General features: G+C 72.5%; 16 protein-coding genes. 9 read left to right on the top strand and 7 right to left on the bottom strand.

Translation table 11 applies throughout. The features are described from left to right. Positions 1–43 precede the first annotated feature (43 nt). Positions 44–1,213, bottom strand: a complete 1,170-nt coding sequence (gene tuf, locus AB0937_RS16130) for an elongation factor Tu (RefSeq protein ID WP_366712275.1) — start codon at positions 1,211–1,213, stop codon at positions 44–46. Positions 1,214–1,553: 340 nt separating this feature from the next. Between tuf and AB0937_RS16125 the strand changes: the two genes are divergently transcribed. Beyond that, positions 1,554–2,345, top strand: coding sequence for a VTT domain-containing protein (locus tag AB0937_RS16125; RefSeq protein WP_366712274.1), 792 nt, complete (start codon positions 1,554–1,556; stop codon positions 2,343–2,345). Between the two features lie 18 nt (positions 2,346–2,363). Here the strand turns inward: AB0937_RS16125 and AB0937_RS16120 are convergent, their stop codons facing one another. Next, positions 2,364–3,533: a thiolase family protein gene (locus AB0937_RS16120; RefSeq protein WP_366712272.1), complete on the bottom strand. Its 1,170-nt coding sequence runs from the start codon at positions 3,531–3,533 to the stop codon at positions 2,364–2,366. A gap of 92 nt (positions 3,534–3,625) precedes the next feature. On the opposite strand from AB0937_RS16120, the gene AB0937_RS16115 reads away from it, so the two are divergent. The 3 genes from AB0937_RS16115 (at position 3,626) to AB0937_RS16105 (ending at position 5,407) form a co-directional block, all read left to right on the top strand. Further along, complete coding sequence (locus AB0937_RS16115; RefSeq protein WP_366712270.1) at positions 3,626–4,096, top strand: helix-turn-helix domain-containing protein; 471 nt, start codon at positions 3,626–3,628, stop codon at positions 4,094–4,096. Positions 4,097–4,254: 158 nt separating this feature from the next. Next, the gene (locus tag AB0937_RS16110) at positions 4,255–5,130 is read left to right on the top strand and encodes an undecaprenyl-diphosphate phosphatase (RefSeq protein WP_366712268.1); all 876 of its coding nucleotides are present in this window, start codon (positions 4,255–4,257) and stop codon (positions 5,128–5,130) included. 97 nt (positions 5,131–5,227) lie between these two features. Further along, complete coding sequence (locus AB0937_RS16105) at positions 5,228–5,407, top strand: hypothetical protein (RefSeq protein ID WP_366712266.1); 180 nt, start codon at positions 5,228–5,230, stop codon at positions 5,405–5,407. A gap of 27 nt (positions 5,408–5,434) precedes the next feature. Here AB0937_RS16105 and AB0937_RS16100 read toward each other — a convergent pair whose 3' ends face one another. Beyond that, positions 5,435–6,049, bottom strand: a complete 615-nt coding sequence (locus AB0937_RS16100; RefSeq protein ID WP_366712265.1) for a DUF4291 domain-containing protein — start codon at positions 6,047–6,049, stop codon at positions 5,435–5,437. Between the two features lie 96 nt (positions 6,050–6,145). Between AB0937_RS16100 and AB0937_RS16095 the strand changes: the two genes are divergently transcribed. After that, a complete protein-coding gene (locus AB0937_RS16095) occupies positions 6,146–6,616 on the top strand; it encodes a nuclear transport factor 2 family protein (RefSeq protein WP_366712264.1) in 471 nt (156 codons plus the stop codon). Between the two features lie 69 nt (positions 6,617–6,685). Beyond that, the gene (gene lnt, locus AB0937_RS16090) at positions 6,686–8,251 is read left to right on the top strand and encodes an apolipoprotein N-acyltransferase (protein WP_366712263.1); all 1,566 of its coding nucleotides are present in this window, start codon (positions 6,686–6,688) and stop codon (positions 8,249–8,251) included. Here the strand turns inward: lnt and AB0937_RS16085 are convergent. Both AB0937_RS16085 and AB0937_RS16080 read right to left on the bottom strand, forming a co-directional pair. Beyond that, positions 8,175–9,080, bottom strand: coding sequence for a Gfo/Idh/MocA family oxidoreductase (locus tag AB0937_RS16085; protein WP_366712262.1), 906 nt, complete (start codon positions 9,078–9,080; stop codon positions 8,175–8,177). The two genes, lnt and AB0937_RS16085, sit on opposite strands and share 77 nt — an antisense overlap. A gap of 13 nt (positions 9,081–9,093) precedes the next feature. Beyond that, positions 9,094–10,278 carry an FAD-dependent oxidoreductase gene (locus AB0937_RS16080; RefSeq protein WP_366712261.1) on the bottom strand — a complete coding sequence of 395 codons (1,185 nt, stop codon included), beginning with the start codon at positions 10,276–10,278 and terminating at the stop codon, positions 9,094–9,096. 82 nt (positions 10,279–10,360) lie between these two features. On the opposite strand from AB0937_RS16080, the gene AB0937_RS16075 reads away from it, so the two are divergent. The 3 genes from AB0937_RS16075 (at position 10,361) to AB0937_RS16065 (ending at position 12,236) form a co-directional block, all read left to right on the top strand. Beyond that, positions 10,361–10,951 (top strand): TetR/AcrR family transcriptional regulator, encoded by a 591-nt coding sequence (locus AB0937_RS16075; protein WP_366712260.1) that lies wholly within the window; start codon positions 10,361–10,363, stop codon positions 10,949–10,951. A gap of 43 nt (positions 10,952–10,994) precedes the next feature. Then, positions 10,995–11,507, top strand: a complete 513-nt coding sequence (locus AB0937_RS16070) for a DinB family protein (RefSeq protein WP_366712259.1) — start codon at positions 10,995–10,997, stop codon at positions 11,505–11,507. Between the two features lie 207 nt (positions 11,508–11,714). Then, positions 11,715–12,236, top strand: coding sequence for a hypothetical protein (locus tag AB0937_RS16065; RefSeq protein ID WP_366712257.1), 522 nt, complete (start codon positions 11,715–11,717; stop codon positions 12,234–12,236). A 9-nt stretch (positions 12,237–12,245) separates the two neighbouring features. Here the strand turns inward: AB0937_RS16065 and AB0937_RS16060 are convergent, their stop codons facing one another. Both AB0937_RS16060 and AB0937_RS16055 read right to left on the bottom strand, forming a co-directional pair. Then, entirely contained in the window at positions 12,246–12,749 is a 504-nt protein-coding gene (locus tag AB0937_RS16060; RefSeq protein ID WP_366712256.1) for a hypothetical protein, read from the bottom strand. A 362-nt stretch (positions 12,750–13,111) separates the two neighbouring features. Beyond that, the gene (locus AB0937_RS16055) at positions 13,112–13,795 is read right to left on the bottom strand and encodes a uracil-DNA glycosylase (RefSeq protein ID WP_366712255.1); all 684 of its coding nucleotides are present in this window, start codon (positions 13,793–13,795) and stop codon (positions 13,112–13,114) included. Between the last annotated feature and the right edge of the window lie 53 nt (positions 13,796–13,848).

Genomic DNA, 13,848 nt, shown 5'->3' with positions numbered 1-13,848 from the left:
CCAGCCACGACGGCCCCGCAGCCCCCCACGTCACCAGCCGCCCTCACAGAAGGGACGTCACGGTCCCCGCCCCCACCGTGCGACCACCTTCACGGATGGCGAAACCGAGCCCCGGCTCCAGCGGCACCTCCCGCCCCAGCTCCACGGTCATGGCAACGGTGTCGCCGGGCCGGGCCACCGCCGCCTCACCCAGGTCGACCACCCCGACCACATCAGCGGTCCGGATGTAGAACTGCGGCCGGTACCCGGTGGAGACGGGCGTCGTCCGCCCGCCCTCCCGGGCCGACAGGACGTACACCTGCGCCGAGAACCGCCGTCGCGGCCGCACGCTCCCCGGCGCGGCCACCACGTGCCCCCGCCGCACGGCGTCCCGGGGGACTCCGCGCAGCAGCAAGGCCACGTTGTCCCCGGCCTGCGCCTCCTCCATCGGCTTGCCGAAGGTCTCCAGCCCCGTGACCACCGTCTCGACGGAGGCCCCGAGGACCTCGACCCGGTCGCCGACGCGCACCACGCCGCGCTCGACCGCCCCGGTGACCACGGTCCCGCGCCCGGTGATGGTCAGCACGTTCTCCACCGACAGCAGGAACGGTGCGTCCAGGTACCGCTCCGGCATCGGCACATACGTGTCCACCGCGTCGAGCAGCGCCTCGACCGACGCGGTCCAGCGCGGATCCCCCTCCAGGGCCTTCAGGCCGGAGACGCGTACGACGGGCACGGAGTCACCGCCGTAGCCGTGCGCGGTGAGCAGGTCGCGGACCTCCAGCTCGACCAGGTCGGTCAGCTCCTCGTCCCCCGCGTCGGCCTTGTTGAGGGCGACGACGATGTGGTCGACGCCCACCTGCCGGGCGAGCAGGACGTGTTCGGCGGTCTGCGGCATGATCCCGTCGAGCGCGGAGACGACGAGGATCGCCCCGTCGAGCTGGGCGGCGCCGGTGACCATGTTCTTGACGTAGTCGGCGTGGCCCGGCATGTCGACGTGCGCGTAGTGCCGGGTGTCCGTCTCGTACTCCACGTGCGCGATGTTGATGGTGATGCCGCGCGCCGCCTCCTCGGGCGCCCGGTCGATCCGGTCGAACGGCACGAACGCGCCGCTGCCGCGGTCGGCGAGGACCTTGGTGATGGCGGCTGTCAACGTGGTCTTGCCGTGGTCGACATGACCCATCGTGCCGATGTTGAGGTGTGGTTTCGTGCGGATGTAAGCCGTTTTGGACATGGACGTACCTCGAAGCGTCTGATCGGCGAAGAAGGAGGGGACCCCGAGGACCTGCCCGACCCTCCCCTTGCGGGGTCCGCCGGACGAACCGGAGAGGGTCAGCTTCGGGCACCGTCCATGACGGCCGTGAGATCGACGACGGCAGCCTTCGGGGCATCCGTGACCACGGATGCTGCGAGGGTGAAGGCGTGCCGGAACATACCGTCGATCATTGCCGACGCTTTACCGCACGTCGAATGGTTTTCATCGGCCCTGGGCACAGCCGCGCGGGCCGCGTCCTGTGACGCTGGTGAGACGAACCATACGGCGATCACACACATTTGTCGGTTAGTGTCAGCTGATGCTCGATGCCACCACCCGCTCTGGGGGCACCGCCACGGCCTCTCCCCGGGCCACCACCGCGGAGCTCGCCGTCGCCGTTCCCCCGGCAACGACCGTCCCGCCCGCCGTACCCACCCATTTCGCCGCCCGCTGCACCAGAGTTCTGCTCTCCCCGTATTCACGACTGTCCCTGCTCGCCGTACTGCTCGCCGCGGGCGCGTGCGGGGTGCTCCTGTTCGAGCCGCAGCGGCTGCTGACGGAGGGCTGGCCACCACAGCTCGAAGGTGCCGCCGCGGCGGCGGTGTTCACGGTGGCGTACGGCGTGTGCACGGTCGCGTTCGTGCCGAGACCGCTGCTGAACCTCGCGGCGGGTGCCCTGTTCGGCTCGCAGCTCGGCCTCGGCGTGGCGCTGGCGGGCACGGTGCTCGGTGCCGGGATCTCCTTCTGCCTGGGCCGGGCGCTGGGCCAGGACGCCCTGCGGCCGCTGCTGCGGGGACGCTGGCTGAAGGCCGCGGACGGCCAGCTCAGCCGGCACGGATTCCGCTCGATGCTGATGGTGCGCCTGTTCCCGGGGGTGCCGTTCTGGGCCGCGAACTACTGCGCCTCCGTCTCCCGCATGGGGCTGCTGCCGTTCCTGTTGGCCACGGGCATCGGCTCGATCCCGAACACCGCCGCCTACGCCGTCGCGGGCGCCCGGGCCTCCACTCCGACCTCCCCCGCCTTCCTGATCGCCATGGCGTGCATCGCGCTGCCCGCGCTGGCCGGCGTGGTGGTGGCCTGGCGCAAGCGGCACCAGTTGCGCCGCCTCTGACGCCTTGTCACGCCCGGCTCACACCCGTTCCAGCACCATGGCGTTGGCGAGTCCGCCCGCCTCGCACATGGTCTGGAGCGCGTAGCGGGCGCCGCGTGCGCGCATCGCGTGCACCAGCGTCGTCGTCAGCCGGGTGCCGCTCGCGCCGAGGGGATGCCCGAGCGCGATGGCCCCGCCGTGCACGTTGACCCGGGCGAGGTCGGCGCCGGTCTCCTGCTGCCACGCCAGTACGACACTGGAGAACGCCTCGTTGACCTCGAACAGGTCGATGTCGTCGAGGCTCAGTGAGGCCCTGCGCAGCACCTTCTCGGTCGCCGGGATCACGCCCGTGAGCATCAGCAGCGGGTCGGAGCCGGTGACGGCGAAGCTGTGCAGCCGGGCGAGCGGACGCAGGCCGAGCCGGGCCGCCGTCTCGCTCGACGTGATGAGGACCGCCGAGGCCCCGTCGTTGATCGGGCTGGCGTTGCCCGCCGTGACGTTCCACTCGATCTGCGGGAAGCGCTCGGCGAAGCCGGGGTCATGGTAGGCGGGCTTGAGACCGGCGAGGATCTCGGTAGTGCTGCCCGGGCGTACGCACTCGTCGCGCGTGACGCCCTCCAGGGGCGCGACCTCGGCGTCGAAGAGCCCGTTCTCCCAGGCCTCGGCGGCCTTGTGGTGCGAGGAGACGGCGAAGGCGTCCATCTGCTCGCGGCCGATCGACCACTTGGCGGCGATCAGCTCGGCACTGATCCCCTGCGGGACGAGCCCCTCCGGGTAGCGCCCGGCGACCCCGGGTCCGAAGGGGTCCGCGCCCTCGGGGACGTTCGACCACATCGGCACCCGGCTCATCGACTCCACGCCGCAGGCCACGACCATGTCGTACGCACCCGCGAGCACGCCCTGCGCCGCGAAGTGCACGGCCTGCTGGGAGGAGCCGCACTGCCGGTCCACGGTGGTCGCGGGCACCGACTCGGGGAACCCGGCGGACAGCACGGCGTAGCGGGTGGTGTTCATGGCCTGCTCGCCGACCTGGTCGACGGTGCCCCCGATGACGTCGTCGATCAGCGCCGGGTCGATCCCGGACCGCTCGAGGAGGGCGCGCAGGGTGTGCGCCAGGAGCTCCACGGGATGGACGTGTGCCAGGGCGCCGTTCGGCTTGCCCTTGCCGATCGGAGTGCGTACGGCTTCGACGATCACTGCGTCACGCATGTGCGGGCCTCCACGGCTACCAGTGAGTAGGAAATCCGAACTCACCGTAGCCCGCAGGGTTGGAAAATCCAACCCTCTTCTAGACTGATCTCATGGCCGTCCGCAAAGAACCGCGCCCCTGCTCCATCGCCGACACCCTCGCGCTCGTCGGAGAGAAGTACTCCCTGCTCGTGCTGCGGGAGGTGTGCCTGGGCAACGGGCGGTTCGACCAGCTGGTGCGCAACATCGGCGCCCCGCGCGACATCCTGGCCACGCGGCTGCGCCGGCTCGTCGACGCCGGGATCCTCGCCAGGCACCTCTACAGCGAGCGCCCGCAGCGCTTCGAGTACCGGCCGACGCCGGCGGGACTGGAGCTGGAGCCGGTGCTGATGACCCTCATGGCGTGGGGCGACCGTCACCTGCGGCCCGACGGCGAGCGCCCGATGGTCCTGGAGCACTCCTGCGGACGGCCCCTCGCCCCGGCCGTCACCTGCCGCGCCTGCGGGGACGAGGTGCGCCACGAGGACCTCACGGCCCGCCCGCAGGCCCCGGGCTGGACGGTGACCGGCCCCACCGCGGCCTGAGCGCCGCTGGTCGGGAGCGCTTCCAAACCCCTGTGTCCGGTGCTCCTTCCGGGGACGCTACGCTTCCCCCTCGGCACACAGGATCACTCGTTCATCGCAACGGCGGACCGGTGCGCCCGTCGCCCGTCCCACGATCGGCACTTGGACTCCGCTACCTCATGTCTTGGTTCGAATCACTCATCCTCGGACTCGTCCAGGGGCTGACCGAGTTCCTCCCCGTCTCCTCCAGCGCCCACCTGCGGCTGACGGCGGCCTTCGCGGGCTGGGAGGACCCGGGCGCGGCTTTCACGGCGATCACGCAGATCGGCACCGAGGCGGCCGTGCTGATCTACTTCCGCAAGGACATCGGAAGGATCATCTCGGCGTGGACGCGCTCGCTCACCAACAAAGAGCTGCGCAGCGACCCGGACGCCCGGATGGGCTGGCTGGTCATCGTCGGCTCGATCCCGATCGGTGTGCTGGGCGTGACGCTGAAGGACCAGATCGAGGGACCGTTCCGCGACCTGCGGATCACCGCGACGATGCTGATCGGCATGGGCATCGTGCTGGGCGTGGCCGACCGGCTGGCGGCCCGTGACGAGAGCGGCGGCAAGCACCGCGCCCCCAAGCAGCGCAAGGCCCTTGAGGACCTGGGCGTCCGGGACGGCCTGATCTACGGCGTCTGCCAGGCCATGGCGCTGATCCCGGGTGTCTCCCGCTCCGGTGCCACCATCAGCGGCGGCCTGTTCATGGGCTACAAGCGCGAGGCCGCGGCCCGCTACTCCTTCCTGCTCGCCGTCCCCGCCGTGCTCGCCTCCGGCGTGTTCGAGCTCAAGGACGCCACGGAGGGCGGCCACGTCTCGTGGGGTCCCACGATCTTCGCGACGGTCATCGCCTTCGGCGTCGGATACGCGGTGATCGCCTGGTTCATGAAGTTCATCTCGACCAAGAGCTTCATGCCGTTCGTCTACTACCGCATCGCGCTCGGCATCGTCATCATCGCGCTGGTCAGCATGGGTGCACTGAGCCCGCACGCGGCGGAGTCGGCGGGCTGATCCCGGGGCCTGTGACCCCGGTCTCGTGACCAACCGCATAGCCATCGGGTAGCCGTCCGGTAGCGGGCTGTCAGTGGCTGCCCCTAGGCTTGTCCGCATGTCCCCCGATTTCGTGACCCCTGGTTCCGTGCGGTCCGCTGCCGAGGTCAACGAGGAGATCCGTGCGCTGTGGCAGCGCACAGGCGGCACTCTGTCGGCCGAGGAGCGCGCGGCGTACGAGCTGCTCGTCGTCGAATGGGCCGCCGCGCTCAGAAGCGGCGTCGTCAAGGCGGCCTGAGGACTCCCCCGTCCCTTCTCCGACCCGTCACCGCACCCCCTGGGCGCGCAGCCGCGCCAGCACCTCGTCGTCGACGGCAAAGGGCCGCTCCTCCGGCAACAGCCCGGCGGCCGAATCCAGTTGGCCCGCCCGCACCAGCCCGTGGATCTCCGTGGCGAGCGGTGTGACGTCCTCGATCCCGACGATCCACTCGTCCGCGTACCGCGCGGCCGCCTCCCCCGCGAGGCCCAGCTGGAGCGACCGGTGGCGCAGCGGGTTGAGGCGCAGATCCCGTTCCGGATCCCACTGCACCCGCGCGGGCGCCTGCCTCAACCGCCGCTTCCAGGAAGTCTGGTCGCCGTGCAGGGCGGGGACGTGGTGGGACAGGCAGGCGTGGCGCAGCGCCCAGAGGAAGCCTTCGCGGTCGATCTCGATCGCGAGGACCGTCTCCTGGCCCTCCTTGGTGCCCCAGCCGCAGCGGTACATCATCCACAGGAACGAGGGCTTGATCCACGTCATGCGTTCCCGCTTCCAGGAGGCCGGGAAGCGGCCGTGGCGGGCGGCGGGGCCGCCGATCTCCGGGCGGTAGGCCTGGTAGACGGTGATCGTGGACTCCGTGTGGCGGGCCCTCACCTCGAACTTCGGTTCGTTTCGGTCGTTCACGAGGGACAGGCTGTGCCCCCGGGCCCGTCGACGGCCACCGAATATCTCTCACGCACGGCTCTTGGCCCGGCCCCCGCCATGGCCAACACTGAGCCGATGACGCAGCGCGTGGAACTCGCCACCGTGAGAGACCGGCTGGCCGTCGACGGACTGATCACCGACTACGCGGTGGCGGTGGACGACGGTGACTGGGAGGCGTACCGGGAGCTGTTCGCTCCCCGGGGGCGGGCGGACTACCGCTCGGCCGGCGGCATCGAGGGAGAGGCCCGGGCGGTCGCCGCCTGGCTGGCGGAGAGCCTGCGGCTGTTCCCGATGCGGCAGCACCTGATCGTCAACCGCCGGGTGCGCTTCGGGATCTGGGAGCAGGACACCGGCGACACCGCCGAGGTCCAGGCCGACTACGTCAACCCCATGGCCGCCGCCGGACCCGCTCCCGACTTCGTGTGCGGCGGCCGGTACGCCTTCGCGGTGCTGCGCACGGACGCCGGCTGGCGGCTGAGCGGAGTGGTCGTCCGGGAGAAGTGGCGGCGCCTTCCCGAGCCGCGGACGGCACGTGTGGTCAACTGACCCGGCGCCCGGTGTCCTAGATCGTCCACGGGGCGCACACTGGAGGCACCCGCGGGGTAGGAGGCGCCTATGAAGACGCTCGGCCACTGGCTCGCCTCCCCGTGGCGCCGCTCGGCCGCCGCGGCGGTCGCGGGTGCCCTTCCCGTCCTGGCGTTCCCCGCGCCGTCGCTGTGGTGGTGCGCCTACGTCGCCCTGGTCCCCTGGCTCCTGCTGCTGCGCACCGCGCCGACCGGGAAGCGGGCCGCCTACGACGGCTGGTGCGGTGGCTTCGGCTTCATGCTGGCCATGCACCACTGGCTGCTGCCGAGCCTGAACGTGTTCACGTTCGTCATCGCCGCCCTCCTCGGCGCCCTGTGGGCCCCGTGGGGCTGGCTGGTGCGCCGTCTGCTGGGCGGACTGCCCTCGCGACGTGACGTGTCCGTGGCGCTGCTGGTGCTGCCGTCGGGCTGGCTGGCCGTCGAGCTGATCCGCTCCTGGCAGGGGCTGGGCGGCCCCTGGGGCATGCTCGGCAGCAGCCAGTGGCAGGCCGAACCCGCGCTGCGGCTCGCCTCGATCGGCGGGGTGTGGCTGCTCAGTTACCTGCTCGTGGCCGTCAACGTGGCGGTCGCCGTCCTGGTCGCGCTGCGCAGGGCGCGGGTGCCCGCCGTGGCCGGTCTGGTCGCCACGGCCGCGGCCACCTCCGCCGCGTGGGCGTTCTCGCCCCGCCCCGCCGTCGACGGCCGGGTCAGGATCGCGGTCGTGCAGCCGGGTGTCATCGTCGGCCCCGACAGCCGGTTCGACCGCGAGGAGCAGCTCACCCGCCGCCTCGCCGGCCAGGACGTCGACCTGATCGTCTGGGGCGAGAGCAGTGTCGGCTTCGACCTCGGGGACCGGCCCGGCCTCGCCCGGCGGCTCGCGGACCTCTCCCGCGCGACGGGCGCGGACATCCTGGTCAACGTGGACGCCCGGCGCTCCGACAAGTCCGGCATCTACAAGAGTTCGGTCCTGGTCGGGCCCGACGGCCTGACCGGCGAGCGCTACGACAAGATGCGGCTCGTGCCGTTCGGCGAGTACATCCCGGCGCGCTCCCTGCTCGGCTGGGCCACCTCGGTGGGCAAGGCCGCGGGCGAGGACCGCCGGCGCGGCTCGCAGCCGATCGTGATGAACGTCGGGGAGGAGCTGCGCGTCGGCCCGCTGGTGTGCTTCGAGACCGCCTTCCCGGACATGACGCGCCACCTCACCCGGGAGGGCGTCGACGTGCTGATCGGCCAGTCGTCGACGTCCACGTTCCAGCACAGCTGGGCACCCGAGCAGCACGCGTCGCTGGCCGCGCTGCGGGCCGCCGAGACCGGCCGCCCCATAGTGCACGCGACCCTGACGGGCGTCTCCGCCGTCTACGGCCCGGACGGCCAGCGCGTCGGATCATGGCTCGGCACGGGCGCCTCCGCCGCTTGGGTCCACGACGTCCCCCTCGCCCACGGCACCACGTTCTACGTCCGCCACGGCGACTGGACGGTGCACGCGGCGATGGTGATCCTCGCCCTGTGGGCCGTCGGCGAGGGCGCGCGGACCGTGCGGATCAGGCGGTCTGCTCCTGAACCGCGCGTACCACCCGCTCGCACAGGTCATGGGTCTCCAGCGCGTCCCGGGCGCTGAGCACCTTGCCCGCCCGGACCGCGTCGAGGAAGGCGAGCACCGCCTGCTCGATCCCGCGCTGCCGGGCCACCGGCACCCAGTCGCCGCGCCGCCGCACGGTCGGCTGCCCCTTGTGGTCGACGACCTCGGCGAGGTTGACCACCTGCCGCTTGGTGTCCTGCCCGGACACCTCGAGGATCTCCTCGGCGGAACCGCTGAGCCGGTTCATCACGCCGAGCGCGGTGAAGCCGTCCCCGGCGAGCTGGAGCACCAGATGGTGCAGCAGCCCGTCCCGGACCCGGGCGCGCACCGTCACGTCGTCCACCTCGCCGGGCACCAGGAACCGCAGGGTGTCGACGACGTGGATGAAGTCGTCGAGGATCATCGAGCGGGGTTCCTCCGGCAGCCCGATGCGGTTCTTCTGCATCAGGATCAGCTCGCGCGGATGGTCCGCGCACTGCGTGTAGCCGGGGGCGAAGCGCCGGTTGAAGCCGACGGCGAGGCTCACGTCCCGCTCCTCCGCGAGTGCCACCAGCCGCGCGGAGTCGTCGAGTTCGTAGGCGAGCGGCTTGTCGACGTAGGCCGGTACGCCGGCCTCCAGCAGCCGCGTCACGATCTCCGGGTGCACGAGCGTGGGCGCGTGCACGAAGGCCGCGTCGAGGCCCGCCGCGAGCAGGGAGTCGAGGGTGGTGTGCCGCCGCTCTTGCGGGATGTGCAGGCCCTCCGCGACCCGGTCGAGCGTGGCGGGCGTACGGGTCTGCAGGTGCAGTTCGACACCGGGCTGGGAGGCGAGGACCGGGAGGTAGGCCTTCTGCGCGATGTCGCCGAGTCCGATGCAGCCGACCTTCACGGGGTGATCTCCTCTAATGGTTGCCTGCCGGGGTCTGCCCGGAAGCATACGGCCGCTGCGGGGGCGCCCAGTCGGCGATGCCGTCGAAGCTGCGCAGGAAGAGGGCGGGTCCGGCCTTCGACAGCGCGGCGACGGCCGTGTCGCGCACGGCGATGCCGACCCTGCTGCTCATGAGGCTGAGCCGGGCCGCCCGCACGGCCTGGCGTGCGATCGCGGTCGTACGCGGCAGCCGCGCGGCGGTGTAGGCGGCGAGGTCGTCGCAGTGGTGGGCGAGCACGACGGCGTCCTCGATCGCCTGGTTGCCGCCCTGGCCGAGGCTCGGGGGCATGGCGTGCGCGGCGTCTCCGAGCAGGGCGGCCCGGCCCCGGTGGTAGGCGGGCAGAGGTTCGGCGATGTGGTGGACGTCGTGCCGCAGGACGTCTTCGGGCCGGGCGGCGGCGAGCACGGCGGGGATCGGGTCGTGCCAGTCGCCGAAGCGGCGCAGCAGCTCGGACTTCTCGTCGTCGGGCGCCCGGCCTCCGGCGGGGGTCAGGGCGGCGCCGTAGGCGTAGACGCGTCCGTCCTTCAGCGGGTGGGTGCCCCAGAGGCGGCCCGGGCCCCAGGTCTCGTGCGAGGCGAAGCGGGCGCCGGGGACGGGGATCATGACCCGCCAGGTGGTGAAACCGGAGTAGACGGGCCCCGGGTGGCCGGGGAAGAGCGCTCCGCGCACGGTGGACCGGACTCCGTCCGCGCCGACCACCAGATCCGCTTCGAGTTCGCCGTCCGAGGTCGTGACGCGGGCCGCCCGGCCGGGTCCTCCGCTGTCGGCGAGAACCGCGGCGGCGTCCGTGCGGACGGCGTCCGACGGGAGGAGGGCGGCGAGACGCTCGATCAGGGTGACGCGGGGCAGCAGGACGAGCGGGCCGCCGAAGCGCTGGGCGGCGGCCTCGGCGGAGGAGCGGGAGAACCACCGCCCGCCCGGGGCGCGCAAGCCCCCGTCCCCCGACCAGGCGGCGAGGTCGCGGATCTCGTCGCCGAGGCCGATGACGTCCAGCGCGCGCAGGGAGTTGGGCGCGAGGGAGATCGCGGCCCCGACCGGCTCCAGCGAGCGGGCCCGCTCCAGCACGGTGACCCGCAGACCCCGCCGGTGCAGGGCGACCGCGGCCGTGAGGCCCGCTATCCCGCCGCCGATCACGACGGCGTGCCCGGGCTGTGCCATGGCTCCTCCTCAAGGGTGACTACACCTGTAGTGACGCCGTCGACGTTACTACAGGTGTAGTCAGGCGGGTAGCGTGAGCCCCATGTCCGTTCGCACCACCGGCCCCGCCCGCGCCGACCTCGTCGCCGACACCGCCCTCGCCCTGCTCGCCGAGCGCGGGATGCGCGGCCTCACACACCGGGCGGTCGACGAGGCGGCCGGGCTCCCCCAGGGCTCCACCTCCAACCTCGCGCGGACCCGGCAGGCCCTGCTGGAACTGGCGGTGCGGCGCCTGGCCGACCGTGAGGCGCGGGTGCTGGCCCTGCACGAGATGCCGGACCCGGCGGCCGGCACCGGCTCGCTGGTCGACGCGCTGGCGCTTGCGGCTCACCGGGCGCTGACGCACAACCGCGCGCTCACCCTCGCCCGCTACGAACTGGCCCTGGAGGCGACGCGCCGCCCCGAGCTGCGGACCTTCTTCGACGCCACCGGCGCCCGCTTCCGGGACCAGCTGACCGCCCTGGTCACCGGCATGGGCTCGACGGACCCGGCCCGGCACACCCTGTCGCTGATCGCCTGGGCGGACGGGCTGATGTTCAGCTGCGTGGCCGGGTCGTTCGGTACCCAGGTGCCGAGCCTGGAGGAGGTGCGGGCCGGCCTGCGGGAACTGCTGGAGGGGATGCTCGGGGGCTGAAAATCTTGTGGTGCGGCCCGGGCGGCTCGGAAAGGATGCGTCCATGACGAACGAACGCCGAGAACCCGCCACCACCGCCGACGAGCGCACGATGCTGGAGGGCTGGCTGGACTACCACCGCCAGACCCTTGCCTGGAAGTGCGAGGGCCTGACCGACGCCCAGCTCCGCACCGCCGCGGTGGAACCGTCCGGGCTGAGCCTGATGGGACTGGTGCGGCACATGGCGGAGGTCGAACGGGGCTGGTTCCGCAAGGTGCTCACGGCCGAGGACGCCGGCCCGATCTACTACACCGAGGAGGACCCGGACGGCGAGTTCCATCTCTCCGAGTCCGACACGTGGGAGGAGGCGTACGCCACCTGGCAGGCCGAGATCGAGGCGGCCCGGCGCAACGCGGCCCGCTTCGGCCTCGACGACATCACCGAGGGCCGGCACCGGCGCACCGGTGAGCGGTTCAACCTGCGGTGGCTCTACACCCACATGATCGAGGAGTACGCGCGGCACAACGGCCACGCCGACCTGATCCGCGAGCGCATCGACGGCACGACCGGCGACTGACCCACGGCCGCGAGGGACAGCACCGTCGTCGCACGCATCAAGCGATACGCGAGACACCGCCGTCGCACGCCTCACCGCCGCCACGCATCACCGCACGTCACCCCCGTCACACGAGAGCCATCCGTACGGGGCGGGAGATCACCCGTGCGGGGCAACTCCCGCCTGTCCGCCGCCCCACCGAGGGCCCGACGCACCAGAGTTGCGCGGGTGCATCGAACGACGACCACAGCGACGCTCCTGGTGACCGTGGCGGTCTCGGCCCTCTCCGGCTGTACGACGGTCGCGCAACCCCCCGCACCGGGGCCCGCGTCGGCGCCCTCCCGGCCGTCGGCGCCGGAACCGGATGGTGCGGCGCAGACCCCCGTCGTGCAGGCACCGGCCCGGGAGGCCCTGCTGCGCATCGAAGAGGAGCCCCGCCGGCCGGAGCCGGCCACGCCGGCGACCCGCCCGGCCGCTGCTCCGGCGGTCCCGCGGCAGCACGTGGCGCAGCAGCCCGGACACCACGAGGTCCGTCCGCGCCCGGCGCGTCCGGAACGCGCCGAGCCCGCACCGCGCGGCCCTCAGCGGTCGCACGCCGTCGTCCCCGACTGGTCGGAGTCGATGCGCAAGGACGTCGCGAAGCGCGTCCCGAAGAGCCACGCGGACGTGTGCGCGCTGGGCATGCGCTACGGGGGATGGCGGGCGGACAGCCCGGAGGCGACGGCCTGCCGCGACACGTACGGGCGTTGACCTGCCGCGTCAGGGCCGCTGCCGGGGCGGCGGCGTCCACGTCCCCGAGCCGCCCTCCCCCAGCCGGGACTCCAGCCGTGCGATGGCCGCCCACACGCCCGTGCCGTAACCGTCGTCGGCGAGGGCGAAAGCCGTTTCCCGCGCCCACCGCAAGTGCGCGCGGGCGGCGTCGTCCCGACCGAGCCGGACGTAGTCGTCGGCCAGGTTCAGGTGCAGGGAAGGGTAGAGCGCGGCCACCGCGGTGACCGCGCGGGCCTCCTGCCTGGCCTCCTCGGCGGCGGTCAGCGCCCGCAGGTCCCAGGCCAGTTCGTCCGCCGGGTCGTCCTGGGTGTCGGCGAGGTAGTGGGCGAGGGTGCAGCGGTGCAGCACGTCGCCGTGCTCGCCGATCTCCGCCCACAGGCCGAGGAGCCGGGTCCGGGCCTCCTCCCGGTCCCCCGCGTGGTGCAGCATGACCACCTGCCCGATCCGGGTCAGCACGGCGTCGGGCGCCGCCTGCTCCTGTCGCTCCGCCACGACGCCCTCCGCGCACTCGCCGGCTGTTCCCGCCGACGCTAACCGCAGGCGGGGACGATCCGGCTCAGGCGGCTCCGATCACCACCGGGCCCGTCATGGCACGGCCCACGCCACCGGCCACCGGACCGGTCACGGCTCGGCTCCCGCCACCGCACACCACCAGACCGGTCACGGCTCGGCTCCCGCCACCGCACACCACCAGACCGGTCACGGCTCGGCTCCCGCCACCGCACACCGCACCAACGGACCGGTCACGGCACGGCCCACGCGACCGGCCACCGGACACCGGACCGGTCACGGCTCGGCTCGCCCCCCCCGGACACCACCGAGCCCGCCCCCGCACGGCCCGCGGCCGACAGGCCTCAGCCCAGGTTCGGGATCGTCCAGTCGATCGGTGTGTGGCCCTGCGCCGCCACAGCCTCGTTGATCTGCGTGAAGGGGCGCGAGCCGAAGAACTTCTTCGCCGACAGCGGCGAGGGATGCGCACCCTTGACCACGACGTGCCGGGACTCGTCGATCAGCGGGAGCTTCTTCTGCGCGTAGTTGCCCCACAGCACGAAGACCGCCGGGTCGGGCCGCTCGGCCACGGCCCGGATCACCGCGTCGGTGAACTTCTCCCAGCCCCGGCCCTTGTGCGAGTTTGCCTCGCCGCCGCGGACCGTGAGGACCGCGTTGAGCAGCAGCACGCCCTGCTCGGCCCACGGCATCAGGTAGCCGTTGTCCGGGATCGGTGTGCCCAGCTCCTGGTGCATCTCCTTGTAGATGTTGCGCAGGGACGGCGGCACCCGTACCCCCGGCCGGACCGAGAAGCACAACCCGTGCCCCTGTCCCTCGCCGTGGTACGGGTCCTGACCGAGGATCAGGACCTTGACCCCCTCGTACGGCGTGGCCTCCAGCGCGGCGAAGACCTCCTCGCGCGGCGGGTAGACGGGACCCTTCGCCCGCTCCTCCTCGACGAACTCCGTCAGCTCCTTGAACCAGGGCTGCTGCAGTTCGTCGCCCAGAACCCCGCGCCAGGACTCGGGCAGCATGGCGATGTCGGTCACGTCAACGTCCTCACGATGTGCGGTCACTTCCAGGCCACAGAACCTACAGGCGA

It is taken from the genome of Streptomyces sp. NPDC047880, from assembly GCF_040706515.1.
In the GTDB taxonomy this organism is placed as follows: domain Bacteria; phylum Actinomycetota; class Actinomycetes; order Streptomycetales; family Streptomycetaceae; genus Streptomyces.
The sequence above is the reverse complement of the archived record's forward strand: the minus strand, read 5'-3'. Positions and strand labels throughout refer to the sequence as shown.